The following is a 16,652-nucleotide window of genomic DNA, read 5'->3' as shown; positions in this document are numbered from 1 at the left end:
GTCAGTTTCGATCGGGACGCGCGACGCGTCGTTCACGTCAGCCGACAATCCATGCTCTTCCCGATCCGGCCCGTTGCCGTGGACAAGCGGCTCGCTCACTGCGAGCCCGAGCTGGCCGGATCGAGCTTGCCGGTGCGCTCGTTCAGGCGCTCGGCAATTCTCCGGCAATATTCTCGCGGCAGGACCAGTGGACCTCCACGCAGCGATTCGAGCGCCATGTCGAGCGCCAGCATGCGCGCCTGAAGGCGGCAGCGAGTGGCTTTGTCGCTCACGGCATTCAGTTCGGCCTGCAGGTCACGCAAGGCGTGCAACTGCTCGATAGCCGGCGGCACGAAACCCGCATTTTTCAAAATTCGGTTTGCAACCCGCACTTCCTGGGGGACGAGTGCGTCGTCCTCGATAGGCAGGGGCGCACCGGCGCCGGGCAAATCGTCGAACTCGCCGCGCGCGGCCGCGGCGGCAATACGTTGTTCGACTAACGCATCAAGCAATTTCATCTGCAATCCACAACGTTGCGGCCCAAGCATTCTATCAGGGAGCGCCAGACAGTTCCGCGCCCCAGACCGACGAATCCCCCTAGGTTTCCAGATATAGCCTATTCGGAAACCGCATAGCGCGAACTAGCTTGCTAGACCACGAGCGGCCGCTCACGTCAGACAGATTGACGACGAACCACGGCTGCCGCAGATCAACCAATTTTTTGTGGATTTTGTGCTCATGCCCTTCCGATTAGTCGACCACCGCGCTGAAAGCGCAGCGCTCCGCCGCAACCCGGCGCGCAGCCTCACCGCCCCTTTCCAGAACCGCATGCGCTTCCCGTCGCCACGCACGGCATTCGCCGCCGCAGCAATCGCACTGTTGCTGACAGGCTGTGGCGTAGTGTGCGGCGGCGCCGGAGGCAGCGGCAGCGGCAGCGGTTTTGCCGGTGGTTGCGCGACCGGCATGCGGTTCTGAGCCAGCCGCGCCGCCATCTGGACCATCGACCCGCGAACCGTCACCACCCCGCCACTCGCGCCTTCACTCCTCTGTCAACGGCCAACGCGCCAGCGCAACGTGACGCGTGCGGCCGAGCAGACTGTGCACGAGCACCAATTCCCGCACGTTCCAGCACACCGCCTCGACAGGCCGCGCTTCCATCCACGGAATGCCGTATGCCAGCGTCACGTGCGGTGTGTACGGCGTGTCGAATCGCTCTGCCCGCGCCGCAAAACCTTCGGTTTGCAACGCCGACGCCAACGCTTCGTGCAGCGCATGAAGGCCGCCGACACCCTCGCCGCCCGCCAGCACCAGCGGGCCCGGCCGCGGTTTCGACGCAAAACTCGTCGTGCGGTCGAATTCGACGCTAAACGGCGCCATGCGAATCGACGCCGCCGACCGCATTGCGGCCTCCACCTGGTCTTGCGGCAGACCACCCACGAAATTGCCCAGATGATGCAACGTGACGTGCAGCCGGTTGGCCGCGAGCGGCTTGCTCCGCGAGCGGGTCTCCGCGCATAAGCCTTGGGCCAGTTTCGCGATACCCGCAGCGGTTTTGCTGTCCGGGAAAACGGCGAAAAAAAGGCCATCGGTAGGCACGGGGGGCGCCTCGAGTCCCGGCAGCCAAAGTTGCTCAGGCATGACGCCCCTGACTCAATAATGCACACATGCGTGATGAATCTCAGTTCACTGATGCGGGACCGCCCGCTTGCCGCGAGACTTCGGCAGGCTCGACCTGGTTTGCCAAAAAAGCCTTGCGCTTGCCAACTGCCTACGTACAATACTGTACATCCATACAGTATCGGCGGCAACGTGGAATTGCTCAAAAAGCTGGAAGTTCTGGCCGACGCGGCGAAATACGACGCGTCCTGCGCCAGCAGCGGCGCACCCAAACGCGGCTCTCGTGGCATTGCCGGGCTGGGCGCCAGCACGGGCGCCGGAATCTGTCATAGCTTCACGCCCGACGGGCGTTGCGTGTCGTTGCTGAAAATCCTGCTCACCAATTTTTGTCTTTACGACTGCCAATACTGTGTGAACCGGCGTTCCAGCAACGTGCCGCGAGCACGCTTCACGCCTGAGGAAGTCGTCGATCTCACGCTGGACTTCTATCGCCGCAACTATATCGACGGGCTGTTCCTGAGCTCCGGCATCATTCAGTCGTCGAACTACACCATGGAGCAACTGGTGCGTGTCGCGCAGTCGCTGCGAGAAGATCATCAGTTTCGCGGCTATCTGCATCTGAAAACCATCCCGGATGCCGACCCGCAACTGATCGCGCAAGCCGGGCGCTACGCCGATCGCCTCAGCGTCAATATCGAGTTGCCCACGCATGGCAGCCTGGCGCGCCTTGCGCCGGAAAAAGACGTTCGCACCATCAAGCTGGCTATGGGATCGATCCGGCTTGCGCAGGAAGAGGCGCAGAGCGACGCGAAAGCGCCGAAGTTCACGCCGGCGGGTCAAAGTACGCAAATGATCGTCGGCGCTGATCAAACCGATGACCGCACCATTCTGCAAACCGCCGAAACGCTTTACGGGTCGTACAAACTGAAGCGCGTGTATTACTCCGCGTTCAGTCCGATCCCGGACAGCCCGTCTGCGTTACCGGCTCAGGCACCGCCGTTATTGCGCGAGCACCGGCTGTATCAGGCAGATTTTCTGTTGCGCGGCTACGGCTTCAATGTGGACGAATTGCTGGGCCAACCCGGCAATCTTTCGCTCGATATCGACCCGAAACTGGCATGGGCACTCTCGCACCGCGCCGATTTTCCGGTCGACCTGAATCGCGCTCCGCTGCGGATGATTTCTCGAGTGCCGGGAATCGGCATGCGCAATGCAAAACGGCTGGTCGAATTGCGTCGTTCGCGGCGCATACGTTACGACGATCTGGTGCGGCTGCGTTGTCCGATGGAAAAGATCAAGCCGTTCGTGGTCACGCAAGACTACCGCGCAGCCATGCACGACGCGTCGTCGGATCAGCTACGCCGCGTGCTGGCGCCGCCCGTCCAGCTTGCGCTGCTTTGAGGCGTCGCCGGAAGCATCCGTATGCGCGCGATCATCGTCGACAACAATTTCGCAGCGTGGCGCGCTGCGGCGCTCGGCGCGATATCCGAATGTCTGCCGCCTGAAGCAATCGAGTGGCGCGTAGCCGAAAGCTCCGATGCGTTTCAAGGGCAATTGGCGTGCGGCTTCGGCGTCGAAATGGGCGTGACGGGCAAAGCGGCTACAGCGGGCGAAGCAGACACAACAACAGGAACCGTGCGCCCCACTCCCGCCGTCCATGTTTCGAAAGAGCTGGCCGCGTTATTGAAAGACGCCGCGTCGTTTCGCGATCCGCAGCGCTGGGCGTTTCTGTACAAGGTGCTTTGGCGTTGGCACAACGGCGACCGCTCGGTGGCGTCGCCGGCCGACGCCGACGGCGCCCGGCTCTATCGAATGGCGAAGAGCGTGCGCCGCGCGCAACACGACATGATTGCGTACGTCCGCTTCCGTCAGCAATCTCAGGCCGACGCGGTGCCCGAATACATCGCATGGTATGAACCGGCCCACGACGTCTTGCCGTGGGCGGCAGAGCACTTCGCCGAGCGCATGGGCCGCTCGTCCTGGCTCATCGCCACGCCGCATGGCGCGGCTTTCTGGGACGGACAGCACCTCCATCTGGACGAACGCCGCGCTTTACCCGCCGACCACGCGTGCGACACGCCCGACGCCGCCGAGGCACTTTGGCTTGCGTACTATCGCAGCACGTTCAATCCGGCGCGGCTGAACGAAACCGCGCTGGAGCAGCACATGCCCGTGCGCTTCTGGAAAGGCTTGCCGGAAGGCCGCCTGATTCCGGACATGATCAGCCAGGCCAGAAGCGGCGCGCGCCGGCTGGCGCAGGCAAGCAGCGTCGGCGCACTGAATGGCAAGCTGGTTGCGGTCGAAGCCGAGGCCGCGCAGCCCGCGCGGGAGTTGCCCACTTCGCTCGACGCTTGCCGGCGTTGCGACCTGTGGCGCAACGCGACGCAGGCAGTAGGCGGTTTCGGCCCGCAGAACGCGCGCATCATGCTGATCGGCGAACAGCCGGGCGACCAGGAAGACTTGAGCGGTGAGCCGTTCGTCGGACCCGCTGGGCAATTGCTGGATGTCGCCATCACGCGCGCCGGCCTGAAACGCGCGGAGCTTTATCTGACCAATGCCGTGAAGCATTTCAAATGGGAGCCGCGCGGCAAGCGCAGGCTTCATAAAACGCCGGGTCAACGTGAAGTGGAAGCGTGCTCTTACTGGCTCGAAGAAGAACTGCGGCGAGTCAGGCCGGATGTCATCGTTACGTTGGGAGCAACCGCGCTTCACGCTTTATTGGGCAAACAAGCGAGCCTGCGGGACTATCTTGACGAGCCGTTCGACGTGGTCGATGGCCGGGCGGTCGCCACGTATCATCCGTCGTTCGCGCTGAGGCAGCAGAACGATGCCAGCCGCGACCAGATACTCGGCGAAATTAGCGCGGCGCTGGAGCGTGCGCGAGAACTCGCGCGAGCCATTGCTGCGAAATCGACCGAAGCCGGGGCGCCGGCGAAGCGAAGGCCGCAGAAATAAACAAGGGCGCCGCAGCGCCCCTGTTTTTATGCTTCCACTACCGTAACGGGATCATTCCCACTCGATCGTTGCCGGCGGCTTGCCCGAGATGTCGTACACCACCCGGTTGATGCCGCGAACTTCGTTGATGATGCGGTTCGACACATGGCCCAGCAGATCGTGCGGCAGATGCGCCCAATGTGCGGTCATGAAGTCCAGCGTTTGCACGGCACGCAGCGCCACCACGTATTCGTAGGTGCGGCCATCGCCCATCACGCCCACGCTCTTCACCGGCAGAAACACCGCGAACGCCTGGCTCGTCAGGTCGTACCACGACTTGCCGGTTTCCTTGTCGATAAACGTGCGCAAGGTTTCGATGAAAATCGCGTCCGCGCGGCGCAGCAGGTCGGCGAAATCACGCTTCACTTCGCCGAGAATCCGCACGCCGAGGCCCGGGCCGGGGAACGGATGGCGATACACCATGGCCGCCGGCAAACCGAGTTTGACGCCGAGTTCGCGCACTTCGTCCTTGAACAGTTCGCGCAGCGGTTCGAGCAGCTTCAGATTCAGCGTTTCCGGCAGGCCACCCACGTTGTGGTGGCTCTTGATCGTCTGGGCTGCTTTCTTGCCCTTACCGGCCGATTCGATCACGTCCGGATAGATGGTGCCTTGCGCCAGCCACTTCGCATCGGTCAGCTTGCCGGCTTCCGTCTGGAACACTTCGACGAATTCGGCGCCGATGATCTTGCGCTTCGCTTCCGGGTCGGTCACGCCAGCCAGCTTCGACAGGAACACTTCGCTCGCGTCGACGTGGATCACCTTGACGCCGAGGTGATCGGCAAACGTAGCCATGACCTGCTCGGCTTCGTTCAGACGCAGCAGGCCGTGGTCGACGAACACGCAGGTGAGTTGATCGCCGATCGCGCGGTGCAGCAGCGCCGCGGCCACGGACGAATCCACGCCGCCCGACAGGCCGAGGATCACGTGTTCCTTGCCGACCTGCTCGCGAATCTTGGCGACGGCTTCGTCGATGTAATTGCCCATTTCCCAATCGGGACGTGCGCCGCAAATCTTGAGCACGAAACGCTCGAGCATGGCGCGGCCTTGGACCGTGTGCGTGACTTCCGGATGCCATTGCAGGCCGTAGAAGTGGCGCTTTTCGTCGGCCATCGCGGCGATCGGGCAGGATTCCGTCGACGCCATCAGCTGGAAGCCTTCCGGCATTTCCAGAACCTTGTCGCCGTGGCTCATCCACACCTTCAACATGCCGTGACCTTCCGGCGTGGTGAAGTCGCTGATGCCTTCGAGCAGGCTCGTATGGTTGCGCGCGCGCACTTCGGCGTAACCGAATTCACGCAGATGGCCGTTGTCGACCTTGCCGCCGAGTTGCTCGGCCATGGCTTGCATGCCGTAGCAGATGCCCAGCACCGGCACGCCGAGTTCGAATACCGCTTGCGGCACGCGCGGCGTATCCGTTTCGGTGACCGAACTCGGTCCGCCGGACAGGATCACGCCCTTGGGCGCGAAGTCGCGAATGAACGACGCGTCGACGTCGTAGGGATGGATTTCCGAGTACACGTTGGCTTCGCGGACGCGACGTGCAATCAGTTGGGTGACTTGTGAACCGAAGTCGAGAATCAGGATCTTGTCATGCATGGCAGCGGACGGAGTCAAAAGTGAGCGGATACGGAATGCCGCGCACGAAGCGCGGCGTTGAATTCAAAGCGGTCCACGTGGGGACGATCGAGCATGGTGTGTAGCGGTGAAGCGAGCCGGATTCCGCTACGTTGCGCGCCCGGTCTTGCGGCGAACGCGAACGGAATTCGCCTGGCTTGACGATCGGAGCGACGCTCGGCGCGTCAGCCATGAAGCGGTGGCCGGGGTGCGTCGGCAGCGGAATTGCGGGCTTCGTCACGAGCTTCGTCGCGTGCTGCGGCGGCCTCGGCGCTGGCGACGCGCGCGCTGTGTTCAGCGCGCTCGGCCCGTTCCGCCGCAGTCAGCGACGGGTCGTCGACGACGACCGGACGTTCCGGCACCACGAATGCCGCGCCAGGATGCGTAACGGGAATCACAGGCTCCACGACCGGCTCGGCGCGATACACCGGAAAACCTGCCGTGACATGGCCCGGCTCGCGCCGGTTAGCCGCATTTTTCGCGGCGTCTTTTTCAGCTTGCCGTTCGGCGCGCCCGGCAGCAGCGGCCTCGGCCACCCGCAACCGCTCACGCTTTCGCACTGCACCGGACAAACGCACGCCGCCCAGGCCGATCACGAGCAACACGACGCCCGTCAACACGGCGACGATCTGCCCGAAACCGGTGAGCGCCGGCGTATGCAGCCCGAGCAGCCAGACCAGCATCAACACGCCGGTTAGCCAGTTCACATGCCCGACCACCTTGGCGACCGTCGAGGTGAGCGCCCCGTCGATCGACGCATGCAGGGCCAGCCAGGCCAGCCCGATCAGCGCCACGCCAAACCCCTGGCCGACCAGAGCCGGCTGGGTTTGCACCAGAAGCAGCGCGTTGTACAACGAAGTCCACGGCGTCAGCAGAAACAGCAGGCCGAACGCAAGCAGCAACAGGGCATCGAGGATGAGTACAGCGCGCAGCAATGGCTTCATTGGCGTTTAGTCCACGTGGTAGTTGGGCGCTTCCTTGGTGATCTGGACATCATGCACATGCGACTCGCGCAGGCCCGCGCCCGTGATCTGCACGAACTCGGCCTTGTCGTTCATTTCGGCAATGGTGCGGCAGCCGCAGTAACCCATGCTGGCGCGCACGCCGCCGATCAGCTGGAACAGGATTGCGTTGACCGAGCCCTTGTACGCGACGCGGCCTTCGATACCTTCCGGCACCAGCTTGTCGATATTCGCGGAGTTGTCCTGGAAGTAGCGGTCTGCCGCGCCGTCTTTCATGGCGCCAACCGAACCCATGCCGCGGTACGACTTGTACTGACGGCCCTGGAACAGGAACACGTCGCCCGGAGCTTCTTCCGTGCCGGCGAACATGCTGCCCATCATCACGGCGTTCGCGCCGGCAGCCAGCGCCTTGCTGACGTCGCCCGAGAAGCGCACGCCGCCGTCGGCGATGACCGGCACGCCCGTGCCCTTGAGCGCTTCCGAGACGTTCGAAATGGCGGTGACCTGCGGCACGCCGACGCCGGCGACGATTCGCGTGGTGCAGATCGAGCCCGGACCGATGCCGACCTTCACGCCGTCTGCGCCGTATTCGACCAGCGCCTTCGCTGCCGCGGCCGTGGCGATGTTGCCGCCGATCACTTCCACGTGCGGGAAGTTCTGCTTGACCCACTTGACGCGTTCGAGCACGCCCTTGCTGTGGCCGTGCGCCGTATCGACCACGATCACGTCGACACCCGCCGCGACCAGCAGCGACACGCGCTCTTCGTTGTCTTCGCCCACGCCCACCGCCGCGCCCGCGCGCAGCTTGCCGTGCTCGTCTTTACAGGCGTCCGGGTGTTCGGTCTGCTTGGTGATGTCTTTCACCGTCATCAGGCCGCGCAGTTCGAATGCGTCGTTGATGACCAGCACGCGTTCGAGGCGGTGGCTGTGCATTAGCGCCTTGGCTTCGGCGAGCGGCGTGCCTTCCTTGACGGTAACCAGACGCTCGCGCGGCGTCATGATGTTGCGCACCGGTTCGTCCAGACGCTCTTCGAAACGCAGGTCGCGGTTCGTGACGATGCCGATCAGCTGCGCGCCTTCGACGACCGGGAAGCCCGAAATGCCATGCTGGCGCGACAGCGCGATCACGTCGCGCACCTTCATTTGCGGCGGCACGGTGATCGGATCGCGCACGACGCCCGATTCGAAACGCTTGACCTTGGCGACTTCACGCGCCTGCTCGGCCGGCGTGAGGTTCTTGTGGATGATGCCCACGCCACCCATTTGCGCCATCGCAATGGCGAGACGGGCTTCGGTGACGGTGTCCATGGCGGCGGACACGAGCGGCATATTCAGGGAAATGTTGCGGGTCAGCCGGGTCTTGAGGCTGGTGTCGCGCGGCAGAACATCGGAGAAGGCCGGGACGAGGAGCACGTCATCGAACGTGAGTGCTGTTTGGATCAGACGCATGGCAAATCCTATAGGCGCAAAAGCGAATTATACGCGATACCTCCCCGCTTTTCACTGCACGAACAGCAGCTTAGCGAATTTCGGCGGATTTTTTTCGTCACTTCGGGCCCTTGAATTTCGCTTATCCGTTCACCTCGGGTTCGATCGGGTTTCGTTTGCGCGTTCGGCTCCAGGACGCCGGAATGCAGGATCGAACAAGACGCCGCCCGGCCGACCGGCTATTCTGCCGACCATTCCAGTTTTTCTTGCAGGGGCAGTCGATGCAGCGCGGTGTGGCTTATGGAGTAATGGCCGGAGCCCTTTGGGGCATGGTGTTTCTGGTGCCGCGCGTGCTGCCCGATTTCTCGCCGCTCCTGCTGAGCGCGGGCCGCTACACGATGTACGGCATCGTTTCGCTCGCGGCCGCGTTGCCGGTCGCCCGCTCGCTCGTCAAACGGCTGACCCGCGAAGATTTAAGCGCGCTCGTCAAACTCGCGCTGGCCGGCAACCTGCTCTACTACCTGCTGCTGACCGCCGCCGTCCATCTGATCGGCATCGCGCCGGCCTCGCTGATCGTCGGCGTGCTGCCTGTCACCGTCACGCTGCTCGGCCGGCGCGATCACGGCGCCGTGCCGCTCGCCCGCCTCGCCTGGCCGCTCGCAATGGTGATGGCCGGCATCGCCTGCATCAACGTCGACGTGTTCACCGCGGCCGACAGCGCGCCCGTCGGCGTCACGACCAAGCTGCTGGGCCTCGCCTGCGCCGTCGGCGCGCTCGCCTGCTGGACCTGGTTTGCGGTCGAAAACGCCCGCTACCTGCAGCGGCAGACGCGCTTCAGCGGCAACGAATGGTCGGTGTTGTGGGGTGTGGTGACCGGCGCGCTGGGCGCCGCGCTGTGGCTGCTGATCGCCGTGCTGCCCGTGGGCGGGTTGCCGGACGCAGCCAACCAGCTCACCGCCGACCGCTGGCACAGCTTCTGGATGCTGAATCTCGGCCTCGCGATCGGCGCGTCGTGGCTCGGCAATGGTCTGTGGAACGCCGCGTCCAAGCGGCTGCCGCTCACGCTGTCCGGTCAGATGATCGTGTTCGAGACGCTTTTTGCGCTGCTTTACGCCTTCATCTACGACCAGCGGCTGCCGCGGCCACTGGAAACGGCCGCCATTCTGCTGCTGGTGGCGGGCGTCTGCTGGTCGGTTCGCCAGCATGCCGACGACGATTCGTCCGGCGCGACGCTGATCGACGACAAGGCGCAGGCGTCTGCGCCCTGACGAAAAGGTGGCGCGACCGCCTCCAGCGGAATCCGCCTAGCGCGAATCCCGGTTCTGCCAGCGACGCCCTTCGATCGAACCCGCCTTGCGGGTTTTCTCCACGCGGCGTTGCCGCGACAACTTAGGATCGACCAGTAGCGGCCGGTAAATTTCGACGCGGTCGTGATCGGCGAGCACGGCGTCGAGCGGCTTCAGCTTGCCGAACACACCCACCTTCTGCGTGCCGGGATCGATTTGCGGAAAGCGCTTCAGCAGGCCGCTTGCGTCGAGCGCCTGCTGCACCGTGGCGCCCACGGGCAGGTCTACCGTGACGAGTGCCTGCTCGCCGGGCAAGGCGTAGCAGACTTCAATCGACAAGCGCGCGCTCATGCCTTACCGTACCGTTGATCGGCGCGCTTCACGAACGACTCGACGAAGGTGTTGGCAATGTGACTGAACACCGGCCCGATGATTTTCTCGAGAATGATGTTGGTGAATTCGTAGTGCAGCGCGAATTCGATCTTGCAGGCATCCGCGCGCAACGGCGTGAAGCGCCAGAAACCCGTGAACTTGCGAAACGGGCCGTCTGCGAATTCCATGTCGATGCGCGTGGGCCGCTCCATGCTGTTACGCGTGGCGAAATGCTGCTTGATGCCCTTGAAGTTGATATCGATCTTCGCCTCCATGCCGGTTTCGTCCTGGCGGCGAATCTCGACGCCACCGCACCAGGGCAGGAAGTTGGGGTAGTCGGCGACGTCGGTAACGAGGTCGAACATCTGTTCCGCCGAATGGCGGATCAACACGGTTTTCTGGACATCTGCCATAAATTGAACAGCGCGTGGCAAGGGTGGACGAGCGCGGCGGGCTTTCCTTGCCCCGCTTTGCTAAAATCGTGATTTTAAACGAGTTGGGCACTTTCCATTCATGAGCATCATCGACAACAGAAAAGCCTTCTACGACTACTCGGTCGAAGAACGCTATGAAGCAGGGCTCGTGCTCGAAGGATGGGAGGTCAAGGCGCTGCGCGCCGGGCGCGGCCAGATCAAGGAAGGTTACGTCGTTATCAAGAATAACGAACTGTTCCTGATCGGTACGCACATCAGCCCGCTGCCCGAAGCCTCGACCCACATCAATCCCGACCCGGTACGCACGCGCAAACTGCTTTTGCACAGCGAAGAAATCAGCAAGCTGATCGGCAAGGTCGAGCAACGCGGCTACACGCTCGTGCCGCTGAACTTCCATTACAAGGGCGGTCGCGTCAAATGTGAGATCGGCCTTGCCAAGGGCAAGAAGCAGCACGACAAACGCGAAACCGAGAAGAAGCGTGACTGGGAGCGCGAAAAGGCGCGCCTGATGCGCTCGCCCACCTGAGTTCGCCGCGCGCCCGGACTGCGGCGCGCGAGTTCAACGCGCGTCCGTCGCGCCCTTCCCTTTGTTCACGATCGTCAGCGCCGAGGCGATCATCGAACTCATATCGGCCAGATTGCCCGGCACGATCAGCGTGGTGCCCTGCTTGGCCACGTTGCCGAACGCATTCACATACTGTTCGGCCACCTTCAGATTGACTGCCTCCATGCCGCCGTTCGACTGAATGGCCGCGGCGATCTTCTGGATTGCCTGCGAGTTGGCTTCGGCCACGGCGAGGATGGCCGCCGCCTGACCCTGCGCCTGGTTGATGGCCGCCTGACGCTCGCCTTCCGACTTCTGGATGGCCGCCTCACGCCCGCCCGAAGCGATATTGATCTGCTCCTGCTTACGCCCTTCAGAAGCGGCGATCAACGCGCGCTTCTCACGCTCGGCGGTGATTTGCGCCTGCATGGCGTGCAGGATTTCCTTCGGCGGCGTCAGATCCTTGATCTCGTAGCGCAGTACTTTTACGCCCCAGTTCGACGCGGCTTCGTCGAGCGACGAAACGATGCTGTGATTGATGAAATCACGCTCTTCGAAGGTCTTGTCGAGTTCGAGTTTGCCGATGACGGAGCGCAGCGTGGTCTGCGAGAGTTGGGTGATGGCGAAGACGAAATTGCTCGACCCATACGAAGCCTTCATCGGATCGGTCACCTGGAAATACAGCACGCCGTCTACCTGCAATTGCGTGTTGTCGCGCGTGATGCACACCTGGCTCGGCACTTCGAGCGGAATTTCCTTGAGGATGTGCTTGTACGCAATCCGGTCGACGAACGGAAACGCGAAGCTCAGTCCGGGCGTCAGTGTCCGGTGATAGCGACCGAGCCGCTCGAGCACCCAGGCGTGTTGCTGCGGCACGATCTTCAGCGTCTGCGCCGCCAGCACGATCACGATGAGAAGAAGCACCGCCCCGACGATAGTCGAATCCATTACTGCCCTCCGGTCCGTAGTTCGAATAGTTGTTGCTGTATTTTTGCGCCAACTGTCAGGCCGCGGTCGCGCCGGCCTTTGCATGCCGGTTCGCCACGACCACGAGGCAGCTGCCGCGCATTTCGGTGATTTCGTAGACCTGCGCGTCTTCGGGCTCGCCACTGGCCAGTTCGACGTCCCACGCCGCGCCGCGATAATTCACACGCGCGCGACGCTCGCGCCACGCCGGCACGGTCAAAGTCTGGCCGATATCCAGATTGACGTCCGGATTCTTCGACGCCTCCTTGCGCAGCCGACGGCCGAAGCGCGACCGTCTCAGCAACAGCACAGCGGCCAGCGCGACGACCGCCGCGACCGTGAACTGCACGTCGGCAGCCGCACCCGCGATGTGCGCCACGGCAGCCGCGACACAGCCGATCGCGATCATTAACAGATAGAAGGTTCCGCTGATCAACTCCAGCACGACCAGCACCCCCGCCCCGATCCACCAGAACAATCCACCAGGCGCCACGTTCGACCTCCACAAAGCAAAACACCCCGGATCTCCGGGGTGTTTATAGCACGAAGCTGGTGCAGAAATTCGGGCGGTGCTGCACGTTTTACATGCTTGTGACACTGTGCACCGCCCGTTATGCGAGCCGAGTAACGCGGCCCGCCTGATGCCTTACTTCGCCAGCGATTTCGCCAGTTGCTGCCACGTCTCGACGATCGAGTCCGGGTTCAGCGAGATCGACTTGATGCCTTCGTCGGTCAGCCACTGAGCGAAGTCCGGATGGTCCGACGGACCCTGACCGCAGATACCGACGTACTTGTCCAGACGCAGACAGGTTTCGATCGCGCGCTTGAGCATGAACTTCACCGCCGGGTCGCGTTCGTCGAAGTCGACTGCCAGCAATTCCATACCGGAATCGCGGTCGAGGCCGAGCGTGAGCTGCGTCAGGTCGTTCGAACCGATCGAGAAACCGTCGAAGTACTGCAGGAACTCTTCGGCGAGAATCGCGTTTGACGGCACTTCGCACATCATGATCAGGCGCAGACCGTTTTCGCCGCGCTTCAGGCCGTACTTGGCCAGCAGCCCGACCACGCGCTCCGCCTGCTTCAGCGTACGCACGAACGGCACCATGATCTCGACGTTGTCGAGGCCCATTTCTTCACGCACCTTCTTCAGCGCGATGCATTCCATCTGGAACGCTTCGGCGAAGTCGTCGGCGATGTAGCGCGACGCGCCACGGAAACCCAGCATCGGGTTTTCTTCGTCCGGCTCGTAGCGCGAACCGCCGATCAGCTTCTTGTACTCGTTCGACTTGAAGTCGGACAGACGCACGATCACGGGCTTCGGATAGAACGCCGCCGCGATCGTGGCGATGCCTTCGGTCAGCTTGTCGACGTAGAACGCACGCGGCGACGCATGCCCGCGCGCCACGCTTTCGACCGCCTTCTTCAGGTCCTGATCGATGTTCGGATACTCGAGAATCGCCTTCGGGTGAACGCCGATGTTGTTGTTGATGATGAACTCGAGACGCGCCAGACCCACGCCTGCGTTCGGCAGTTGCGAGAAGTCGAAGGCGAGTTGCGGATTGCCCACGTTCATCATGATCTTGACCGGGATGTCCGGCAGCTCGCCGCGCTGCACTTCGGTCACTTCGGTTTCGAGCAGACCGTCGTAGATCTTGCCTTCGTCGCCTTCCGCGCACGAAACCGTGACCAGCGCGCCTTCCTTCAGCACGTCGGTGGCGTCGCCGCAGCCGACCACGGCCGGCACACCCAGCTCACGCGCGATGATTGCCGCGTGGCAGGTACGGCCGCCGCGATTCGTGACGATCGCGGACGCACGCTTCATGACCGGCTCCCAGTTCGGGTCGGTCATGTCGGCCACCAGCACGTCGCCGGGTTGCACACGGTCCATTTCCGACGGATCGTGAATCACACGCACCGGGCCCGCGCCGATCTTCTGGCCGATCGCGCGGCCGGTCGCCAGCACGTTCGACTGACCCTTCAGCTTGAAGCGCTGCTCGGCCTTGCCCGCGGCCTGGCTCTTCACCGTTTCCGGACGCGCCTGCAGAATGAAGATCTTGCCGTCGCGGCCGTCCTTGCCCCACTCGATGTCCATCGGACGTTCGTAGTGCTTTTCGATGATGACCGCGTATTTCGCGAGTTCGATCACGTCTTCGTCGGTGATCGAGAAGCGGTTGCGCTGCTCGTGCGGCACGTCGACCGTCTTCACGCGGCCCTGCTCGCCGGCCTTCGTGAATTCCATCTTGATCAGCTTGGAGCCGATCGAGCGGCGGATGATCGGGTATTTGCCCTGCGCGAGCGTGGTCTTGTAGACGTAGAACTCGTCCGGATTCACCGCGCCCTGCACGACGGTTTCGCCCAGACCGTAGCTCGACGTGACGAACACCGCGTCCTTGAAGCCCGACTCGGTGTCGAGCGTGAACATCACGCCGGCCGCGCCGACGTCCGAACGCACCATGCGCTGCACACCCGCCGACAAGGCGACTTCGGCGTGGGTGAAACCTTTGTGGACACGATAGGAGATCGCGCGGTCGTTATACAGCGACGCGAACACGTGCTTCATGCGATCGAGCACGTCGTCGATGCCGACTACGTTGAGGTAGCTTTCCTGCTGACCGGCGAACGAAGCGTCCGGCAGATCTTCCGCCGTTGCCGAGGAACGCACGGCAAACGACAGCTCTTCAGGCGAGCTGTTTTGAAGCGTGTCGAAGCCCGCACGAATGTCGGCTTCGAGTTGCGGCTGCAGCGGGGCCTCGACGATCCATTGACGGATTTCCTTGCCCGCTTCGGCGAGCGCCTTCACGTCGTCGACATCCAGCGTTTCGAGACGTTTGGCAATGCGCTCAGTCAGATCGTTGTGATGCAAGAAGTCGCGAAATGCCAGCGCCGTGGTGGCGAAACCGGTCGGCACGCGCACGCCGGCCTGTGCGAGTTGACTGATCATCTCGCCAAGCGACGCGTTCTTGCCGCCGACGATTTCCACGTCGGTCATACGCAACTGCTCGAACGGAACTACATACGCCTTATCCTTTGCGACGGTAACTGCGTTAGTCATACAAGCCCCTAAGTGTGAAAGAAATTCACGGCTGTGCAAGTGGGCTCGAACGCGAGACGCCCATTGGGAGCGTGACCTCGCGTCTTGCACAACCTGTTGGAGAAGCAATCGCCATGAGCACGAAAACCGTGCGAAGCGACGCACCGGGCGGAAGCGTGCTGAAGAATGCGAATGGCCGAAATTACCGGTCAATCCTATCCTTTACACACAAGTTACCGACCGAAAGAAAGGCGTTGAACGACCGTTCGCGGTGAGTTAGACGCCAATCGCCTGCAATTGCTTATCCAACAGGTTGCCGCTATTCTACCGTGCCGACTCTCAAAATGTGACTGTCGGACGAGAATTGCGCCTCGAATCGCGCCCCGGACCGGCAGGCGGGCTTTTGCGAGGCTCGCCGCCCGACGTGGCACCTTCGTGGCGTACACGGTGCGCTGTCGAGACACCGCTGCAATCTCCGGTTAGCCACCGTGCAGCGCACGTCGAAACAGCGATGTTTTCTTCGAGCGTTTTTTTGCGCTCACGTTCCCAGCCCCTCTGATGCCGCCCACCGTATTCATCGTCTCCGACGGTACCGGGATCACTGCCGAAACCTTCGCGCATTCGATCCTTTCCCAGTTCGACCAGAAATTCCGCCTGGTTCGCGTGCCCTTCGTCGATTCCACCGAGAAGGCCTACGCCACGCTCGAAAAAATCAACGAAGCCATCGTGCAGGACGGGCGCCGCCCGATCGTGTTCACCACACTGGTGGACAGTGCGTCGAATCAGATCGTCAAAGGTTCGAACGCGCTCGTGCTGGATATGTTCCAGACTTTCGTCGAACCGCTCGAGCAGGAACTGGAACTGAAGTCGAGCCACGCCATGGGTCGTGGTCACCAGAACGCGGATACCGAGGAATACAAGAACCGCATCGAGGCGATCAATTTTTCGCTCGCTCATGACGACGGTCAATCGAACCGCAATCTCGCCGACGCGGACGTGATTCTGGTCGGCGTGTCGCGCAGCGGCAAAACCCCGACGAGCCTCTATCTGGCCATGCAGTATGGTGTGAAGGCGGCGAACTATCCGCTGATTCCCGAAGACTTCGAGCGCGGCAAGCTGCCGACGCCCCTGCTCGCGCATCGCCAGAAAATGTTCGGTTTGTCGATCGATCCGCAACGGCTTTCGGAAATCCGCAACGAGCGTCGTCCGGGCAGCAAATATGCGGCACCGGAAAATTGCCGTTACGAGATCAACGAAGCGGAAGCGATGATGCGGCGCGAAGGGATCAAGTGGTTGTCGTCGACGCACAAGTCGATCGAGGAGATCGCGACGACGATCCTGCAGGAAATCAAACTGGACCGGCCGGCTTACTGAGCAACGGCCTGAAGGCGACCGGGCTGCCTTGCCTGCGGCCCGGTCGAAAAA

The 16,652-nt window shown here is 62.6% G+C and carries 15 protein-coding genes; 5 read left to right on the top strand and 10 right to left on the bottom strand.

Annotated elements, in window-relative coordinates; all coding sequences use genetic code 11:
• Positions 1 to 95: 95 nt before the first annotated feature.
• Together P3T18_RS22575 and P3T18_RS22570 are read right to left on the bottom strand one after the other, a co-directional pair.
• Positions 96 to 497 carry a DnaJ family domain-containing protein gene (locus tag P3T18_RS22575; RefSeq protein ID WP_429302536.1) on the bottom strand — a complete coding sequence of 134 codons (402 nt, stop codon included), beginning with the start codon at positions 495 to 497 and terminating at the stop codon, positions 96 to 98.
• 520 nt (positions 498 to 1,017) lie between these two features.
• Complete coding sequence (locus P3T18_RS22570) at positions 1,018 to 1,617, bottom strand: 2'-5' RNA ligase family protein (RefSeq protein ID WP_429302187.1); 600 nt, start codon at positions 1,615 to 1,617, stop codon at positions 1,018 to 1,020.
• 171 nt (positions 1,618 to 1,788) lie between these two features.
• Between P3T18_RS22570 and P3T18_RS22565 the strand changes: the two genes are divergently transcribed.
• Both P3T18_RS22565 and P3T18_RS22560 read left to right on the top strand, forming a co-directional pair.
• Positions 1,789 to 2,997 (top strand): putative DNA modification/repair radical SAM protein, encoded by a 1,209-nt coding sequence (locus P3T18_RS22565; RefSeq protein WP_429302186.1) that lies wholly within the window; start codon positions 1,789 to 1,791, stop codon positions 2,995 to 2,997.
• A 21-nt stretch (positions 2,998 to 3,018) separates the two neighbouring features.
• On the top strand, positions 3,019 to 4,551 hold the full coding sequence (locus P3T18_RS22560; RefSeq protein ID WP_429302185.1) for a UdgX family uracil-DNA binding protein: 1,533 nt from the start codon (positions 3,019 to 3,021) through the stop codon (positions 4,549 to 4,551).
• A gap of 51 nt (positions 4,552 to 4,602) precedes the next feature.
• On the opposite strand, the gene guaA is transcribed toward P3T18_RS22560, so the two are convergent.
• The 3 genes from guaA to guaB all read right to left on the bottom strand — a co-directional run bounded on the left by guaA (position 4,603) and on the right by guaB (position 8,615).
• Positions 4,603 to 6,186 carry a glutamine-hydrolyzing GMP synthase gene (gene guaA / locus P3T18_RS22555; protein ID WP_429302184.1) on the bottom strand — a complete coding sequence of 528 codons (1,584 nt, stop codon included), beginning with the start codon at positions 6,184 to 6,186 and terminating at the stop codon, positions 4,603 to 4,605.
• A 203-nt stretch (positions 6,187 to 6,389) separates the two neighbouring features.
• The gene (locus P3T18_RS22550) at positions 6,390 to 7,148 is read right to left on the bottom strand and encodes a hypothetical protein (RefSeq protein WP_429302183.1); all 759 of its coding nucleotides are present in this window, start codon (positions 7,146 to 7,148) and stop codon (positions 6,390 to 6,392) included.
• A 6-nt stretch (positions 7,149 to 7,154) separates the two neighbouring features.
• Entirely contained in the window at positions 7,155 to 8,615 is a 1,461-nt protein-coding gene (guaB, locus tag P3T18_RS22545) for an IMP dehydrogenase (RefSeq protein ID WP_429302182.1), read from the bottom strand.
• A gap of 260 nt (positions 8,616 to 8,875) precedes the next feature.
• Here guaB and P3T18_RS22540 point away from each other — a divergent pair, with 260 nt between their 5' ends.
• Positions 8,876 to 9,862 (top strand): DMT family transporter, encoded by a 987-nt coding sequence (locus P3T18_RS22540; protein ID WP_429302181.1) that lies wholly within the window; start codon positions 8,876 to 8,878, stop codon positions 9,860 to 9,862.
• Between the two features lie 36 nt (positions 9,863 to 9,898).
• Here P3T18_RS22540 and P3T18_RS22535 read toward each other — a convergent pair whose 3' ends face one another.
• Positions 9,899 to 10,231, bottom strand: a complete 333-nt coding sequence (locus P3T18_RS22535) for an RnfH family protein (protein WP_429302180.1) — start codon at positions 10,229 to 10,231, stop codon at positions 9,899 to 9,901.
• The gene (locus P3T18_RS22530; RefSeq protein WP_028199353.1) at positions 10,228 to 10,665 is read right to left on the bottom strand and encodes a type II toxin-antitoxin system RatA family toxin; all 438 of its coding nucleotides are present in this window, start codon (positions 10,663 to 10,665) and stop codon (positions 10,228 to 10,230) included. The genes P3T18_RS22535 and P3T18_RS22530 overlap by 4 nt, the downstream gene beginning before the upstream one ends.
• A gap of 100 nt (positions 10,666 to 10,765) precedes the next feature.
• Here P3T18_RS22530 and smpB point away from each other — a divergent pair, with 100 nt between their 5' ends.
• On the top strand, positions 10,766 to 11,212 hold the full coding sequence (smpB, locus tag P3T18_RS22525; RefSeq protein ID WP_012433428.1) for an SsrA-binding protein SmpB: 447 nt from the start codon (positions 10,766 to 10,768) through the stop codon (positions 11,210 to 11,212).
• A gap of 33 nt (positions 11,213 to 11,245) precedes the next feature.
• On the opposite strand, the gene P3T18_RS22520 is transcribed toward smpB, so the two are convergent.
• From P3T18_RS22520 to ppsA, 3 genes are all read right to left on the bottom strand, one after another.
• Positions 11,246 to 12,178, bottom strand: coding sequence for an SPFH domain-containing protein (locus P3T18_RS22520; protein ID WP_429302179.1), 933 nt, complete (start codon positions 12,176 to 12,178; stop codon positions 11,246 to 11,248).
• A gap of 55 nt (positions 12,179 to 12,233) precedes the next feature.
• Positions 12,234 to 12,689 (bottom strand): NfeD family protein, encoded by a 456-nt coding sequence (locus P3T18_RS22515; protein ID WP_429302178.1) that lies wholly within the window; start codon positions 12,687 to 12,689, stop codon positions 12,234 to 12,236.
• Between the two features lie 153 nt (positions 12,690 to 12,842).
• A complete protein-coding gene (gene ppsA, locus P3T18_RS22510; protein WP_429302177.1) occupies positions 12,843 to 15,248 on the bottom strand; it encodes a phosphoenolpyruvate synthase in 2,406 nt (801 codons plus the stop codon).
• Between the two features lie 537 nt (positions 15,249 to 15,785).
• Here ppsA and ppsR point away from each other — a divergent pair.
• A complete protein-coding gene (gene ppsR, locus P3T18_RS22505; RefSeq protein ID WP_408149129.1) occupies positions 15,786 to 16,601 on the top strand; it encodes a posphoenolpyruvate synthetase regulatory kinase/phosphorylase PpsR in 816 nt (271 codons plus the stop codon).
• The last annotated feature ends 51 nt before the right edge of the window (positions 16,602 to 16,652 follow it).

The organism is Paraburkholderia sp. GAS199 (genome assembly GCF_050436585.1).
In the GTDB taxonomy this organism is placed as follows: domain Bacteria; phylum Pseudomonadota; class Gammaproteobacteria; order Burkholderiales; family Burkholderiaceae; genus Paraburkholderia.
The sequence above is the reverse complement of the archived record's forward strand: the minus strand, read 5'-3'. Positions and strand labels throughout refer to the sequence as shown.